We start from the raw sequence: 14,845 nt of genomic DNA, 5'->3' as shown, positions 1-14,845 counted from the left end.
CCGGACTGATAGACATCAGTCCTCCGATGTATGGGAGTCCCTCATGCGTGAGTTCGACGGTCTTGCCGCCGTCGTCACCGGCGGCGCCTCCGGGATCGGCCTGGCCACCGCCCGCCACCTGGCCGATCGCGGCGCCCGCGTGGCCAGCCTCGACCTGCGCGCCGACGACCTGCCGGAGGGCATCGACGGCTTCGTCGCCGACGTGACCGACGACGCCGCCGTGCGGGCCGCCGTGACCGCCGCCGCCGAACGCCTCGGCGGCATCGACATCCTCGTCAACAACGCCGGGATCGGCGCCGTCGGCACCGTCGAGGACAACCCCGACGACGAGTGGCACCGGGTCTTCGACGTCAACGTCGTCGGGCTGGTGCGGGTCAGCCGGGCGGCGCTGCCGTACCTGCGGCGCTCGAACCATGCCGCGATCGTCAACACCTGCTCGATCGCCGCGCACGCCGGACTGCCCGACCGGGCGCTCTACAGCGCGACGAAGGGCGCCGTGCAGGCCCTCACCGCCGCCATGGCCGCCGACCACCTCCGCGAGGGGATCCGGGTCTGCTGCGTCAACCCCGGCACCGCCGACACCCCGTGGGTGCGCCGCCTGCTCGATCGGGCCGAGGACCCCGAGGCCGAGCTGGCCGCCCTCCGGGCTCGCCAGCCGACCGGCCGCCTGGTCAGCGCCGAGGAGGTCGCCCACGCCATCGGCTACCTGGCCAGCCCCCTCGCCGGCGCCACCACCGGCACCGTGCTCGCCGTCGACGGCGGCATGCACGGCCTGCGCCTGCGGGCCACGCCGTGATGCTCGGCCTGGGCTGCGCGCAGCTCGGGAACCTCTACGAGGAGCGCACCGACGACGAGGCGTCCGCGATCGTCAACGCCGCCTGGGACGCCGGGATCCGGTACTACGACACCGCGCCCCACTACGGCCTCGGCCTCTCCGAACGCCGCCTCGGCCGCGCACTGCGCGAGCGGCCCCGTGCGCAGTACCGGATCAGCACCAAGGTCGGCCGCCTGCTCGAGCCCGTCGACGGCGGCGGCGACGACCGGGCCGACGGCTTCGCCGTGCCGCGCACCCATCGGCGGGTCTGGGACTTCGGCCGCGACGGGGTGCTGCGCTCGGTCGAGGAGAGCCTGACCCGCCTCGGCCTCGACCGCATCGACCTCGCCCTGCTCCACGACCCCGAGCACCACCCGGAGGCCGCCCTGCGCTCCGGCTTCCCGGCCCTGGCCGAGCTGCGCGCCCAGGGCGTCGTCGGCGCGATCGGCGCCGGCTCCAAGGACCCGGCGGTCCTGCACCGGGTCGTCACCGAGTGCACGCCCGACGCCGTCATGGTCGCCGGCCGGTACACCCTGCTCGAACAGCCCGCCGCCGCCCTGCTCGCGCAGTGCGCCTCGGCCGGCGTCGAGGTCCTCGCCGCCGGCGTCTTCAACAGCGGCCTGCTCGCCTCGCCCGACCCGGGCCCGTCCCTGCCGTACGAGTACGGCGAGGCGCCGGCCCCCGTGGTGGCGCGGGCGCGCTCGCTCGCCTCGGCCTGCGCCGAGTTCGGCAGCACGCTCCCGGCCGCGGCGATCGCCTTCCCGGCCCGGCACCCGGCCGTCGCCGCGGTCGTCGTCGGCGCCGACTCGGCCGACCAGGTCCGGCGCAACGCCTCGTGGTTCGCCGATCCGCCCGCGGACGCGCTGTGGGCGTTCCTGGAAGGGCGTGGCCTGCTGTGATCGTCGACGCGCACCACCACCTGTGGCACCTCGGCGGCGGGTACGACTGGCTCGACGCCCCCGCGCTGGCCCCCATCCGCCGCGACTTCGCCTTCACGGATCTTCTCGGGGACCTGGCCGAGGCCGGCGTGACGCACACGGTGCTGGTCGAGGGCGGCCGCTGCGACGCGGGCGAGGCGGCCGTCCTGCTCGGCCACGCGCGGGAGCACCCGCAGATCGCCGGCGTGGTCGCGTGGGACGACCCGGCCGCCCCCGTCTTCCCCGCCTACCGCGACCTGCCCGGCGCCGGCCGCCTCGTCGGGCTGCGCGCCCAGGTCCAGGCCGAGGACGTCGCCTACCTGGACCGCGCCGACGTGCGGGCCGGCCTGCGCCGCATGGGCGCCGCCGGGCTCGCCTTCGACCTGGTGATCCGCCCCGACCAGCTGCCCGCGGCCGCCCGGGCCGCCGCCGCCCTGCCCGACGTCCGGTTCGTCCTGGACCATCTGGGCAAGCCGCCCATCCGCTCCGGCGGCTTCGCCCCGTGGCGCGCCGGCCTGCTCGGCCTGGCCGCCCTGCCCAACGTCTCCGCCAAGCTCTCCGGCCTCGTCACGGAGGCCGACTGGGAGCATTGGAAGCGCGAGGACCTGCGGCCGTACGTCGAGGAGGCCCTTCTGCTCTTCGGCCCCGGCCGCCTGATGTTCGGCTCCGACTGGCCCGTCTGCCTGCTCGCCGCCTCCTACGCCGAGGTCCTGGCGGCCGTGTCCGATCTGGTGAGCCCCGGCGAGCGGGCCCAGGTCCTCGGCGGCACCGCCGTCGAGGTCTACCGGCTGGGCCGCGGGGCGTAGGCGCCCGGGTCCTCGCCGGCATCGCCGTCGAGGACTACGGGCTGGATCTCGGGGCGTAGGCGCCCGGGTCCTCGCCGGCACCACCGTCGAGGACTACGGGCTGGATCTCGGGGCGTAGGCGCCCGGGTCCTCGCCGGCACCACCGTCGAGGACTACGGGCTGGATCTCGGGGCGTAGAGTCGCCGCGGAGGAATCGATGGCACTGACCGACGAGGCAATCGACAAGATCAAGGGCATGATCACCTCGGGCGAGCTGGGCCCGGGTGACCGCCTGCCCAAGGAGGCCGACCTGGCCGAGCGCCTCGGCCTGTCGCGCAACTCCCTGCGCGAGGCCGTCAAGGCCCTGTCGATGATCCGCGTGCTCGACGTGCGCCAGGGCGACGGCACCTACGTCACCAGCCTGGAGCCCGACCTCCTGCTCGACGCGCTGAGCTTCGTGGTCGACTTCCACCGCGACGACACCGTCCTGCAGTTCCTGGAGGTCCGCCGCATCCTGGAGCCCGCCGCCACGGCGCTGGCCACGCAGCGCATGAGCGACGCCGAGGTCGCCAAGCTCCAGGACGTGCTCGACGCGCTGGACGCCGACCCGACCATCGAGTCGCTGGTCGCCAACGACCTGGAGTTCCACCGCCTGATCGCCGCCGGCGCGGGCAACGCCGTGCTGGGCTCCCTGATCGAAGGCCTCTCGGGCCCGACGACCCGGGCCCGGATCTGGCGGGGCCTGACCCAGGAGGGCGCCGCGGCCCGGACCCGCGAGCAGCACCAGGCCATCGTCGACGCCATCGCCACCCGCCAGCCCGACCTGGCCCGCTCCTGGGCCTCCATCCACGTGGCCGGCGTCGAGGAGTGGCTGCGCCGCGCGCTGTGACGCGCTACGACGGCGCTGTGCCGCGCTACGACGGCGCTGTGCCGCGCTACGACGGCGCTGTGCCGCGCTACGACGGCGCTGTGCCGCGCTACGACGGCGCTGTGCCGCGCTACGACGGCGCTGTGCCGCGCTAGGACGGCCGGGGCCGGCTCAGGCGGCGCGCAGCCAGTCCGTGAGGTCGCACAGCTCCAGCATCCGCCGCACCGGCCGCCGGGCGTCGGTGATCACGAGCCGGCCCGGCAGGAAGCGCTGCACGGCGTCGAGCTCGGTGACCGCGCCGCTGGAACAGAACGTGACGCGGGCAAGGTCGAGTTCCAGGCGTTCCGGGCGCTCGGCCACCGCCGCGGCCAGCGCCGTGCGCAGCCGCGGTACCGTCGCCGCGTCGAGGTCCCCGGCCACGCTCACGCGCACCACGCGCGCCGCCGACCGGTCGGCCACCGTCGTGATTTCCAGCTCGTCCATCAGCATGTGCATCACCGTCCGTCACGGTACGGCCCGGACGGCGGCCCCCGCATCGGACGGATGGGTCGAGAAGGTGCACGGTTGTCGGTTTCGCGGCGCCGTCATGCCATCCTGGTGACGCCGCGAACACGTAGCGTCAGGTCAGTCGAGATCGGCCAGGCGGTCCGCAGGGACGACGGCGTACTGGCGCAGTGACAGGTCACGGAACGTGACCGGGCCGCGGGGTCCGGGGACGCGGTCGATGTTGATGCCGGTCTCCGGGACGTTGAGCAGCTTGAAGCCGTCGAGCAGGCGGGTGGTGGCGTTCCAGAAGGCGCCGGTGCCGGCGTAGGCGCCAAGGAACTCCCGGGCGGCCGCGGCCGACTCGGTGACGATGCCGGCGGCCAGGCCCGAGGTCTCGTCGTTGGCCAGGCGGGCGGCGTGCAGCGGGCCGTCGGCCGGGGCGACGGTGACGGTCGCCTCGCGGTCGGAGTCCAGGGCCCACTCGTAGCCGAGCGGGTGCTCGTGCGGCGGGCGGGAGACGGCGATGCGCGGGGCCAGCTCGGCCTCGACCCGCGGGAGCAGCTCGTCGTAGCGGTCGCGGTGGATGAGCAGCAGGTTGAGGCGGTTGCAGACGCCGAGGCGGTCCAGGCCGGCGCCGATCAGCGCGAAGGCCTTCTCCAGGTCGGCCTCGCTGTCGATGTACAGCACCCCGCCCCCGTCGGCGTGGGCCAGCGTCCGCACGCCGGCCAGGGCGGCCTTCTCGGCCAGGGTCCGGGTGCTCTCGCCGCTGCCGCGCAGGATGACCAGCGGGATCAGGCCGGGCTGGGCGACCAGGGCGTCGGCCGAGCCGCGGCCCCGGGCCCGGATGAGCTGCACGGCGGCCGGGTCGAGGCCGGCGTCGGCCAGGGCCGGGGCGACGACCTCGTCCATGAGGGCGATCGCGGAGGCCAGGGCGGCCGAGCCGGTGCGCAGCACGCCGCCGTTGCCGGACTTGACCAGCTGGGAGGCGACGTCGACGGTGACGTTGGGGCGGGCCTCGTAGTTGGCGCCGATGACCCCGACCGGGCGGCGCCACTCCTGCAGGACCAGGCCGCCGCCGAGCTCGCGGATCGTGCGGCGGGCCGGCTCCGGCTCGACGTCCGCGAGGATGTTCAGCTGCTCGGCCATGCCGGCCAGGCGGGCCTCGTCCAGGCGAAGCCGGTCGAGCAGGCCGCCGCTCATCCCCCCGGCCTCGGCCGCGGCGACGTCGTCGCGGTTGGCGGCGAGGATCGGCTCGGGGGCGGCGGAGAGCCGGCGGGCCATGCCGCGCAGCGCCTCGTCGATGGTCTTGGCCGGGGCCGCGGCCAGGGAACCGGCGGCGGCCCTCGCCGCGCGGGCGGCCTCGGCCACTACCTCGTTGACGTCCACTGCCGACTCCCCACTCGTCAAACCGGGCGCTTGCGTGCCTGAAGAGTGTAAGTAAGCGGCAACCGCTCCGGACGGTCGGCCAGGCGGTACTCGCCGTGCTCGTCGCCGACGCAGAAGCCGGGCATCGGATCCCAGGGGCAGCTGTCGTGCTCCTGCAGCATGGTGAGCTCCAGGCCCTCGCCGAGCAAGGCGCCGACGATCTCGCCGAGGCCGTGGTTCCACTGGTGGGTGACGGTGTTGACGAACTTCGTCTCGGTCGGCACGTACGTGGTGCCGTCGTCCGACACGAGGGGGTCCTCGCGCTCGAAGTACGGGTAGTCGACGGCGAGGACGCCGTCGCCGCGGGTCTCGTCGATGCTCCACAGCATCGGGTGGCCCTCGCGGATGAACAGCCGGCCGCCGGGGCGCAGCAGGCCGGCCACGACCGCGGCCCAGCGCCGCACGTCGGGCAGCCAGCACAGGGCACCGACGCCGGTGTAGACGAGGTCGAAGGAGCCGGGCCCGAGCACGTCGAGGGCGGCGTAGACGTCGGACTCGACGAAGTCGACGCCGGCGCCGGCCCGCTCGGCCAGGGCGCGGGCCTGCTCCAGCGACGCCGGGGAGAAGTCGAGGCCGGTGACGCGGGCGCCGAGGCGGTGCAGGGAGAGCGTGTCGGTGCCGATGTGGCACTGCAGGTGCACCGCCCGCAGGCCCTCGACGTCGCCGAGGCGGGGGCGGTCGAAGCGGACCACGTCGCTGAGGTACGCCGGGTCCGCCACGAACCGCTCCACGAAGTAGCCGGGCGAGGCGGCGTGGGCGGGGGCGCGCTCGTCCCACTGCGCCCGGTTCAGCCGGAGGTATTCGCTCACGGTCCGAGACTCACACGCCGGTCAAGCGGATATGGCGTGGGTCTGCGCGTGCAGGAACGCCGAGGCCGGGCGCGGGCGCAGGACCGGCGGGACGTGGACCGGGACGTCGACGGCGGCGGAGAGGATCAGGGCCAGGGCCACGCTGGTCGGCCGGGTCTCGGGCAGCTTGTCCAGGCTGGCGGTGCACACCTCGGCGAGCTCGTCGGGCAGGCCGTCGATGGGCGGCAGCGGGGCCGGCGGGGTGTACCGGTGGGCGTGCAGCAACTGCTCGTCGGTGTTGGCGGGGAACGGCAGGCGGCCGGTCAGGCACTGGTAGAGCAGCACGCCCACGGCGTACACGTCGGCCGCCGGGGTGGCCGGCCCGAGGTCGAGGCGCTCCGGGGCCAGGTAGGCCGGGGTGCCGAGCAGAGTGCCGTCGGGCTGCTGGTCGGGCTCGCCGGCGCGCACGGCCACGCCGAAGTCGAGGATCTTGGCGCCGGCCGGGGTCAGCACGATGTTGGCCGGCTTGATGTCGCGGTGCACGATGCCGTGGCCGTGCGCGGCCGCGAGGCCGGCCCCGACCTCGGCGCACACCCGCCCGGCGACCCGCCAGTCGAGCGGGCCGGAGGTCATCACGCGGTCGAGCGGCTGACCCTCCACCAGCTCCATGACCAGGTACGCGGTGCCGCGGCCGGCGCGACGGGACGTACCGAAGTCATAGACCGACACGACGTTGGGGTGGGCGAACCGCGCGCCCGAGCGGGCCTCGTTGCGGGCCCGGTCGAAGGCGTCCGCGTCGGCCGTGTGCTCCGGCGTGAGCAGCTTCACGGCGACCTCGCGGTCCAGCACCTCGTCGTAGGCCTGCCAGACACTGGCCATGCCGCCCTGGCCCAGCTTGCGCTGCAGCCGGTACCTTCCGCCGAGAAACCGCACATCCTCCTGTTTCCCCCGTCCCGCGTGATTCAAGCTCGCGTTTCCCCCGCCGCGGGTGATTTCAAGCTCTTGTTGGTGTTTCATGCCGGGGCACCCGATCGCAACCGGGCGCTACCCGGGCGGGCAACCCCGCGACGGTGACCTGGTAGCCATGCCCGGACGCGCGCGGTACCTCGTGTTGGCCGGCGCCACCGCCAGCGCCGGATCGTCGCTGGCCGCCGCGCCGCTGAGCCGCATCCTGTGGCTGCTCGGCGGGCTGGTCTGCGCCGCGCCGATGCTGGCCCGGATGGCCCGGCAGCGCGCCGCGATCGCCCCCGCGTGGCGGCTCGTCGGCGCCGGGCTGGCCGTGCGGCTCGCCTCCGACCTGGCGTGCATGATCGAGGACCTGACCCACCAGGGCGACGTGCCGCTCCCGTCGTGGGACGACGAGGTCGGGTACCTGCTCTCCTACGCGCTGCTGGCCGCCGGGCTCATCGGGGCGGCCGGCGGCCGGGCCCGCACCGCGCTGCTGGACGCCTCGATCGTCGCCGCCGGGGTCGCGATCATCGACTGGATGGCGCTGGTCCACCCGTTCCTGCACCACCACGCCATCGGACAGCTGGCGCTGGGCCACGCCCTGATGTACCCGATCTGCGACCTCGTGCTGTTCGCCGCCGCGGTCCGGGTGCTGTTCACCGGGGCCGTGCGCAACCGGGCCAACCTGCTGGTGCTGGCCGCGGTCGGGCTGCTCCTGGCCGCCAACACGATCTCCTTCGCGCACGCCGCGCACGGCGGCCACCGCTCGGTGGCGCTGCTCGACAACGCGTTGTGGCTGTGCTCGTACATCGCGTTCGGCCTGGCCGGCCTGCACCCGCGGCTGTTCGGCGAGCGGCACGCGGAGCCCGACGAGCCCCGCGGCGCGGTGTCGACCCGGCGGATCCTGCTGTTCGGGGCGGCGACCCTGCTCGGGCCGACGGCGACCGTGATCCGTCTGGCCCGCGCGCACGGCGCGCTCGCGCCGGGCGAGTGGCGCCACCTCGTCGTGCCCGCGATCCTCACCGGGCTGCTGTCGGTCCTGCTGGTCGCCCGCCTCGGCGGCCTGGCCCGCCTGGCCCAGCGGCGCCTGGCCGAGCTCGACGAGCACGGCCGGCGCCTGTCGGTGGCGCTGCTCGAGCGCGAGTCGCTGGAGCACCAGCTGCGCCACGGCGCCCTCCACGACCCGGTGACGGGCCTGGCCAACCGGGCGCTGCTGACCCAGCGGATGGAGTGGGCGCTGGCCCGGCCCGACGCCCGGCACCGCCACGCCCTGCTGCTGCTCGACGTGGACCGGTTCACCGACGTCAACGACGCGCACGGCATCGGCTTCGGCGACGAGGCGCTCATCGCCCTGGCGTACCGGCTGCGCACCCTGGCCGCCCCCGGCGACACCCTGGCCCGCATCGGCGGCGACGAGTTCGCCCTCTTCGTCGAGCACGGCACCGGCGACCCGGCGCAGGCCCGGGAGCAGGCCGAGCAGCTCGCCGAACTGCTGCGGGCCGAGGTGAAGGCGCCGCTGAAGGTCGGCGGGCGGGTCGTGCACCTGTCCTGCAGCATCGGGCTGGTCCACATCGACGGGCACGACCCGCGCGAGGCCATGGCCGACGCCGAGCTGGCCCTGCGCGCGGCGAAGCGGGGCGGGCGGGACCGTGTCTCGCGGTACAAGGCGGAACTGCGCATCGCGCGGGAGGCCTTCACCCGGATCAGCGCCGGGCTGCGCCACGCCGTCGAGCGGGGCGAGCTGGCCGTGCACTACCAGCCGGTGGTGGAGCTGCCGTCCGGGCGGGTCGTGGCCGTCGAGGCGCTGCTGCGCTGGACGCCGGCGAGCGGGCCGGTGCCGCCCGACGAGTTCATCCCGGTCGCCGAGGAGACCGGGCTGATCCTGCCGATCGGCGCGTGGGTGCTGGAGCGGGCCTGCCGGGACGCGCGGGCCTGCCGGGACGCGCGGGCCTGGTACGAGCGGCACGGCACCTCGGTCACCGTGAACGTCTCGGTGCGCCAGCTGGCCGAGCCGGGCTTCGCCGACGAGGTGCTCGCGGTGCTGGAGTGCACCGGCCTGCCCGCCGACGCGCTGGTGCTGGAGATCACCGAGTCGGTGTTCGCCGGCGACGCCGACGCGCTGCCGGTGGCCCTGGACCGGCTGCGCGGGCACGGCATCCGCATCGCCATCGACGACTTCGGCACCGGCTACTCCTCGCTGTCGTACCTCCACCAGCTCCCGGTCGACATCCTGAAGATCGACCGCTCGTTCGTGCCGGCCGAGCCCGGCGGCGACCACTCGTTCACCCTGGCCGTGCTGCAGCTGGGCAGCAGCCGCTCCCTGCCGGCGATCGCCGAGGGCATCGAGACCGCCGAGCAGGCCGAGCTGCTGCACGCGCTGGGCTGCCGGCTCGCGCAGGGCTACCACTTCGCCAAGCCGGGCCCGGCGGCGCAGGTCGAGGCCGCCTTCGCCCGGCTCAACCCGGCGCCGGCCGGATGAGGCGCGACCCCGTCCTGGCCGCCGTCTGCCTGTTCGGCGCGGCGGTGATCGGCTGGCTGCTGTACGGCCCCGGCGACGACGCCGCGTTCGTCCGGCTGTTCTGGACCGCGCTGCCGGTCTGCGACGCGCTGCTGTGGTACTTCAGCCGGCACGTCGCGCGGATGCGTGAGACGCCGCCGGACGCCGTGCGCTTCTGGCGCGCCTGCAGCCACGTGGGGCTGCTCTTCCTCGCCGGCGACGCCAGCCAGACCGTCGTCGCCTGGTGGCACCCGGGCCCGGCCGCCGCCGTGCCGAACGCGTTCCAGGCCGCCACGATCCTCGCCGGCGCCGCCTGGATGGTGTGGATCATGCTGACCCACCCGGGCCGCCGGCTGAGCCGCCGGGCCCGGATCAGGTTCTGGCTCGACGCCGCCTCGGTGCTCGTCGGCGCCGGCGTGCTGATCTGGCTGCTGGTCCTGCCGGCCCGCGGCGCGCAGTCGGGCGGCGCCCTCGTCGCCCTGCTGCTCGGCACCTCGATCGTGCTCGTCGCCGGGTTCGCCGCGGTGAAGCTGATCCTCAGCGGCAACGCGCCCATCTCGCTGCCCGCGGCCGCGCCGATGCTGCTCGCCTCCGTGCTGCAGGGCGGGGTCGGCGCCCTGGTCGGGCCGGACGGCCGTCACCTGCGCGCCCTGCTGGCCGTGCAGTTCCTCTCCGCGGTACTGGTGGCGCTCGGCCCCCGCCTGCAGGAGCTCTGCGGCCCGCCGGCCCCCTTGTCGCAGCGGGAGGCGAAGCCGTACAGCCTACTGCCGTACACGAGCCTGGCCGGCATGTTCGCCGCCCTGCCGGTCGTGCTGCGCGACGGTATCGGCCCCGACGTGTGGCTGCTGCTCGGCGGCCTGTTCGCCGCCACGGTGCTGGCCGTGAGCCGCCAGCTGCTCGCCTTCGCCGAGAACACGGCCCTGCTGCGCGAGCTGAGCGGCCAGCAGGAGCGCATCCGGTCCCTGCTGGCCCACTCGACCGACATCACCTCCGTCGTCGACGCCGCCGGCACGCTGACCTTCGTCAGCCCCGCCACCGAGCGCCTGCTGGGCAAGTCCCCCGACGCCGTCCTCGGCACCCCGGTCATCTCCCACATCCACCCCGACGACCTGCCGATCTTCCTGCCCGCGATGGAGCGCCTCCGCGCGCAGGCCGGGGCGACGGTGACGTACCAGATCCGCTACGCCCACGCCGACGGCACCTGGCGCTGGCTGGACGTCGTCAGCCGCAACCTGCTGGACGTGCCGGGCGTGCAGGCCTACGTCAGCAACGCCCGCGACGCCACCCAGGCCCGCCTCCTGCAGGACGAGCTGCGCCACCAGGCCACGCACGACGGGCTCACCGGCCTGGCCAACCGGGCCCTCTTCGACCAGCGCCTCGCCGGCCTGCAGACCCATGCTTCGGTACTGCTGGTCGACCTCAACGGCTTCAAGGCGGTCAACGACACGCACGGCCACCACGCCGGCGACGCGGTGCTCGTGGCGGTGGCCGAGCGCCTGGCCGCCGCCACCCCGTCGACCGGCACCGCCGCCCGGCTCGGCGGCGACGAGTTCGCCGTGCTGCTCCCCGCCGCCGGTCCGGCCACCGCCGCCGCCGTGGCCGAGCACTTCCTGGCCCTCCTCGACGCCCCGGTGCTGGTCGACGGCCACCGCCTCGCCGTGCGCGCCGCGGTCGGCATCGCCACCGGCCCGCCCGGCGACCCCGACGGGCTGCTGCGCCGGGCCGACACCGAGATGTACCGCCGCAAGCGCGCTGTGGTTGGCTAGATCGCGTGTCTCAGAAGCTTCTGCTGGTCGCCCTGGTCGACCTCGTCCCCGGCGCCGCCGAGGACGGTGCCCGCTACGAGGACGAGGTGCTGGCCCTGCTCCCCCGCCACGGCGGGACCCTGGAGCGCCGCCTCACCACCGGCGACACCGAGGTCCAGGTGATCTCCTTCGCCGCCCGCGCCGGCTACGAGTCGTTCATGACCGACCCGGAGCGCCTGGCCATCCGCGAGCGCTACGGCGAGCGCGCCCCGGCGGCCCGGGTCCTCGAGGTGACCGAGCGCTAGGCGTCCCCGCCGTTGTTGAAGTAGGCGTGCATGGCCCCGGTGGCCGGGTCGAGCAGCACGTAGTCGTCGCGCCCGTCGCCGTTGAGGTCGGCGAAGGCGACCTGCCCGGCCCCGCCGCCACCGGCGATCTGGCCGCGGAAGTTCCAGCCCGAGCCGGTGTACAGGTACGCCTTCACCGCCCCGGTCGCCGCGTTGACGATCAGGTAGTCGGAGCGCCCGTCGCAGTCGGCGTTGCCGAAGAGCACGGGCGCCTCGCCGGTGCCCGTCGCGACCTGCCCGCCCGCGATCCACCCGGGGTGGCCCGGCGAGTCGCCGCCGTTGTTGTAGTACGCGGTCACCGGGCCGCCGTTCGGCGCCACCACGAGGTAGTCGTCGCGCCCGTCCCCGTTGAGGTCGGCGAACCGCACGGTGCCGGGCGTCGCCCCCGGCACCCCGGCCGCGATCTGCCCCATGGCGATCCAGCCGCCCTTGTTGAGGTACGCGGTCACCGCTCCGGTGTCCCCGACCGCCAGGTAGTCGGCCCGCCCGTCCCCGTCGATGTCGGCGAACCGCACCCGCCACCCGGGCACCCCGATCCCGCTCGCGACCCGCCCCAGTGCCACGAACCCGGCCTGCCCGGGCGCGTCGCCGCCGACGTTGCGGTACGCGTCGACACTCCCGTCGTCGTGCACCACCAGGTAGTCGTCGCGCCCGTCCCCGTCGAAGTCCGCCAGCCGGACATTGGCCGCCGGCGCCACCCCGCTCGCGTACACCCCGCGGTCGAACCACCCCTGCCGCCCGCCGTCCACACACCGCGGCGCCCCTTGCACCGGCGCGGTGATCATGCCCGCGGCCTGCTGCAGCGCGTCGTACCAGACGTCGGCCATCGCCGCGTACCCCGCGTCGCTCGGGTGCAGGCTGTCGGCGAGCAGACCCACCGGGACACCGTCCATCGGCGCGAGGACCACCTTCTGCCCCGCCTGCCGGCGCTGCTCCATCGCCGCCCTCACGCCGCTGTTGTACTGCACCACCTTCGCCTGCTTCGCCGCGTCCTTGATCGGCAGGATCAGCGCCACCACGACGACCACACCGGGGTCGTGCGCGAGCATGTCGTCGACGAGGTGCGCGAGCCGCTGCGGCGCACCGTCCACATCGATCCCGCGGTCGACGTCGTTCGTGCCCGCGTGCAGCAATACGACGTTGGGCTTCGCCGCGATCGCCGTGTCCTCGGCCGCGTCGATCTGCCCGATGACCCAGCCGGGGTGCCCTTCGTGATCGGTGTCGGCCATCGACCCGCTGTGCATCGTCCCGACGTAGTCCACGACGTTGCCGGTCGCGTTCGCGGTGAGCCGGTCCTGCAGCGCTTTGCGGTACCCGTTCCCGCTGGTCCCGGCCTGCCCCACGCCGAAGGTGATGGAGTCCCCCATCGGCATGATCCGCAGTACGGCTGCTTGCAGCGCTCCCTCTTGCTTTTGCAGCGCCCCCTCTTGCGGCGGTGCTCCTTGCACCGCCACTTTTTGTGGCGCTACTCCGGCCGACGCCGCCGCCCCGGCCCCACCGGGCACAAGCCCGCCGCCGACCAGTGCAAGCAACGCCGCCGCCCCGACCCCGATCCGCCGCCCCACGATGCCGTCCCTTCCCCCGTAGACGGCCACGACTGTATGCGGTAGCGGTTACCGATGTCGATGAATCGTTGCGTTCTGCGCCCTTACGAACCGCGGCGGTCCCGGCCCAGGCTTGCGATTCGCGGGACGGCATTCCCTCGCCCGTATCGATTCGTGGCAAGGCTGCACCCACATCGGTGGCGGGGCAGGGCGAGACTCCCCTGTGCGCCGCAGCCCGCGATCGGTCGCGGGACGGCCGGCACTCCCCCGCGCGCGACACCGATCGCGGGGCGAACACCGCCGCGTTCACGCCCGGCGCCCATCGCGGACGGTGGGGACACCACCGCCGGGGAGCGCCGAGCGGAGCGACGGTCAGCGGTTGCGCTGCCGCCAGGTGGCCGCCGCGGCCTCGATGCGGCGCTGGTTACGCCCGCTGCCGATGGTCCGCTTCGCCCGCGCGTAGAGCCAGATGGCCCCACCGACCACGAGCGCGCCGACGATGAGATAGAAGATGCTGCTGAACAGCAGGTGGAACAGCCAGGTCGCGATCGCACCCACTACGAACAGGCCGACGACGACCGCTACGGCACCCAACAGGAAACGACCCATGGACCAAGCATGCTCCCCCGCCGCCACCCCCGGCATCAGGGCTTTCCCGGACCCACCTCGCAGGGGTGGTGCCCATCCCTCCCGATCCGCGCGGCGTACGCTTCCGCCGCAGCGACCGACCCGGGATCACCACACGCACGGCTCTCGGGCGCCGGTGAGCCCATACGCGTCGAACCCGGCCGGAATCGGGTGACCACGGCCGGGTTCGGGGGCATGCGTCAGCTGGAGGCGACACCCAGGTGAGCCTGGCCGCCGTTGTCCTCGCCGCCGAGGCCGCTCAGGCGGTGGTGCAGGTCGTCGATGTCGCCACCCGTGAACGACGGCTGCTCACCCTCGTCGTAGCCGGCGCTGTACTCGACGTGCTGCCCGTGCTCGAGCGCAGTCGTCTCGGCCTGCGAGTGGTCGTGCTCGAACACGCCGAACTGCTGGCCGAAGTTCATCTCCGAGCCGTGGTCCGCGTGCACCTGGTCCAGCGCGCTGTGCTCCTGGCCCGCCTCGAAGTGACCGAAGTCGGCGTCGTGGCCGCCGAAGACGTCGGGCTGGTCGTTGCCGGTGTAGCCGGAGTCGAGCTGGCCGCCGTCGTCGTAGTCGCTCATCCTGTCCGTCCCTCGGAAAATGTCGCGGTGGGTGTTCGGCTGAACGATAGGCTCCTGGTCCAGGCCCACGTATCCCCAAACCGCGCCACTCCGCTCGGCCCACGGCGCACTCCACCCCTCCGAAAGGGTGCCCAGGCGACTCCGACAGGGTGCCTGGGCGCGACACCCCCGGCCGCGCCGAACTCCAGCAGCGCGAACGCGACCACGACATACGCGCTGAACCTCAGCGGACGCACACGAATCCCGGCAGACATCAACCGGCCGCGCCGAATCCCACCGCTGTGAACGCGAAAGCAGCGGGCGCGCGGCGCCTCAGCGGGGTGCGCAACACCTCAGCCGGCATGCACGGAGCCTCGACGGGGGTGCGCGGAACCTCAGCGGGGGTGCGCGGAACCTCAGCGGGGGTGCGCGGAACCTCAGCGGGGGTGCGCGGAACCTCAGCGGGTGTGCGCGGAACCTCGACGCTGAGATGCACGAGA

At 74.4% G+C, this 14,845-nt stretch carries 15 protein-coding genes; 8 read left to right on the top strand and 7 right to left on the bottom strand.

Annotated elements, in window-relative coordinates:
* Positions 1-43 precede the first annotated feature (43 nt).
* From ABD352_RS55525 to ABD352_RS55505, 5 genes are all read left to right on the top strand, one after another.
* The gene (locus ABD352_RS55525) at positions 44-796 is read left to right on the top strand and encodes an SDR family NAD(P)-dependent oxidoreductase (RefSeq protein WP_344620785.1); all 753 of its coding nucleotides are present in this window, start codon (positions 44-46) and stop codon (positions 794-796) included.
* Positions 796-1,713, top strand: a complete 918-nt coding sequence (locus ABD352_RS55520; protein WP_344620920.1) for an aldo/keto reductase — start codon at positions 796-798, stop codon at positions 1,711-1,713. The genes ABD352_RS55525 and ABD352_RS55520 overlap by 1 nt, the downstream gene beginning before the upstream one ends.
* Entirely contained in the window at positions 1,710-2,537 is an 828-nt protein-coding gene (locus ABD352_RS55515; RefSeq protein WP_344620784.1) for an amidohydrolase family protein, read from the top strand. The genes ABD352_RS55520 and ABD352_RS55515 overlap by 4 nt, the downstream gene beginning before the upstream one ends.
* A gap of 196 nt (positions 2,538-2,733) precedes the next feature.
* A complete protein-coding gene (locus ABD352_RS55510; protein ID WP_344620783.1) occupies positions 2,734-3,405 on the top strand; it encodes a FadR/GntR family transcriptional regulator in 672 nt (223 codons plus the stop codon).
* Entirely contained in the window at positions 3,402-3,539 is a 138-nt protein-coding gene (locus ABD352_RS55505) for a hypothetical protein (RefSeq protein ID WP_344620782.1), read from the top strand. Before ABD352_RS55510 ends, ABD352_RS55505 begins: the two co-directional genes overlap by 4 nt.
* Positions 3,540-3,555: 16 nt before the next feature.
* Here the strand turns inward: ABD352_RS55505 and ABD352_RS55500 are convergent, their stop codons facing one another.
* The 4 genes from ABD352_RS55500 to ABD352_RS55485 form a co-directional block, all read right to left on the bottom strand.
* Complete coding sequence (locus tag ABD352_RS55500; protein WP_344620919.1) at positions 3,556-3,879, bottom strand: STAS domain-containing protein; 324 nt, start codon at positions 3,877-3,879, stop codon at positions 3,556-3,558.
* A gap of 129 nt (positions 3,880-4,008) precedes the next feature.
* The gene (locus tag ABD352_RS55495) at positions 4,009-5,256 is read right to left on the bottom strand and encodes an aldehyde dehydrogenase family protein (protein WP_344620781.1); all 1,248 of its coding nucleotides are present in this window, start codon (positions 5,254-5,256) and stop codon (positions 4,009-4,011) included.
* A 17-nt stretch (positions 5,257-5,273) separates the two neighbouring features.
* Positions 5,274-6,104 (bottom strand): class I SAM-dependent methyltransferase, encoded by an 831-nt coding sequence (locus ABD352_RS55490; protein WP_344620780.1) that lies wholly within the window; start codon positions 6,102-6,104, stop codon positions 5,274-5,276.
* Positions 6,105-6,125: 21 nt separating this feature from the next.
* On the bottom strand, positions 6,126-7,016 hold the full coding sequence (locus ABD352_RS55485) for a serine/threonine-protein kinase (RefSeq protein WP_344620779.1): 891 nt from the start codon (positions 7,014-7,016) through the stop codon (positions 6,126-6,128).
* Positions 7,017-7,167: 151 nt separating this feature from the next.
* Here ABD352_RS55485 and ABD352_RS55480 point away from each other — a divergent pair, with 151 nt between their 5' ends.
* Genes ABD352_RS55480 through ABD352_RS55470 form a run of 3 tightly spaced genes read left to right on the top strand, consistent with a single transcriptional unit; the run spans position 7,168 to position 11,578 of the window.
* Positions 7,168-9,510 (top strand): putative bifunctional diguanylate cyclase/phosphodiesterase, encoded by a 2,343-nt coding sequence (locus ABD352_RS55480; RefSeq protein WP_344620778.1) that lies wholly within the window; start codon positions 7,168-7,170, stop codon positions 9,508-9,510.
* On the top strand, positions 9,507-11,294 hold the full coding sequence (locus ABD352_RS55475; protein ID WP_344620777.1) for a diguanylate cyclase domain-containing protein: 1,788 nt from the start codon (positions 9,507-9,509) through the stop codon (positions 11,292-11,294). The genes ABD352_RS55480 and ABD352_RS55475 overlap by 4 nt, the downstream gene beginning before the upstream one ends.
* A 5-nt stretch (positions 11,295-11,299) precedes the next feature.
* Positions 11,300-11,578: a hypothetical protein gene (locus ABD352_RS55470; RefSeq protein WP_344620776.1), complete on the top strand. Its 279-nt coding sequence runs from the start codon at positions 11,300-11,302 to the stop codon at positions 11,576-11,578.
* Here ABD352_RS55470 and ABD352_RS55465 read toward each other — a convergent pair.
* The 3 genes from ABD352_RS55465 to ABD352_RS55455 all read right to left on the bottom strand — a co-directional run bounded on the left by ABD352_RS55465 (position 11,575) and on the right by ABD352_RS55455 (position 14,366).
* Positions 11,575-12,984, bottom strand: a complete 1,410-nt coding sequence (locus ABD352_RS55465; RefSeq protein ID WP_344620775.1) for an FG-GAP-like repeat-containing protein — start codon at positions 12,982-12,984, stop codon at positions 11,575-11,577. The genes ABD352_RS55470 and ABD352_RS55465 overlap by 4 nt on opposite strands.
* 549 nt (positions 12,985-13,533) lie before the next feature.
* Positions 13,534-13,770, bottom strand: a complete 237-nt coding sequence (locus ABD352_RS55460) for a hypothetical protein (RefSeq protein WP_344620774.1) — start codon at positions 13,768-13,770, stop codon at positions 13,534-13,536.
* Between the two features lie 218 nt (positions 13,771-13,988).
* Positions 13,989-14,366 carry a hypothetical protein gene (locus ABD352_RS55455; protein ID WP_344620773.1) on the bottom strand — a complete coding sequence of 126 codons (378 nt, stop codon included), beginning with the start codon at positions 14,364-14,366 and terminating at the stop codon, positions 13,989-13,991.
* Positions 14,367-14,845: the final 479 nt, after the last annotated feature.

The organism is Dactylosporangium salmoneum (genome assembly GCF_039532525.1).
GTDB lineage: Bacteria > Actinomycetota > Actinomycetes > Mycobacteriales > Micromonosporaceae > Dactylosporangium > Dactylosporangium salmoneum.
This window is presented reverse-complemented; position numbering and strand designations above follow the sequence as displayed.

Bases quoted from the DNA above. Each gene is read 5' to 3' on its own strand.
- ABD352_RS55525 (WP_344620785.1), top strand. From the start codon at position 44: ATGCGTGAGTTCGACGGTCTTGCCGCCGTCGTCACCGGCGGCGCCTCC.
- ABD352_RS55520 (WP_344620920.1), top strand. From the start codon at position 796: ATGCTCGGCCTGGGCTGCGCGCAGCTCGGGAACCTCTACGAGGAGCGC.
- ABD352_RS55510 (WP_344620783.1), top strand. From the start codon at position 2,734: ATGGCACTGACCGACGAGGCAATCGACAAGATCAAGGGCATGATCACC.
- ABD352_RS55500 (WP_344620919.1), bottom strand. From the start codon at position 3,879: ATGCACATGCTGATGGACGAGCTGGAAATCACGACGGTGGCCGACCGG.
- ABD352_RS55480 (WP_344620778.1), top strand. From the start codon at position 7,168: ATGCCCGGACGCGCGCGGTACCTCGTGTTGGCCGGCGCCACCGCCAGC.
- ABD352_RS55475 (WP_344620777.1), top strand. From the start codon at position 9,507: ATGAGGCGCGACCCCGTCCTGGCCGCCGTCTGCCTGTTCGGCGCGGCG.
- ABD352_RS55465 (WP_344620775.1), bottom strand. From the start codon at position 12,984: ATGGGGGACTCCATCACCTTCGGCGTGGGGCAGGCCGGGACCAGCGGG.
- ABD352_RS55460 (WP_344620774.1), bottom strand. From the start codon at position 13,770: ATGGGTCGTTTCCTGTTGGGTGCCGTAGCGGTCGTCGTCGGCCTGTTC.
- ABD352_RS55455 (WP_344620773.1), bottom strand. From the start codon at position 14,366: ATGAGCGACTACGACGACGGCGGCCAGCTCGACTCCGGCTACACCGGC.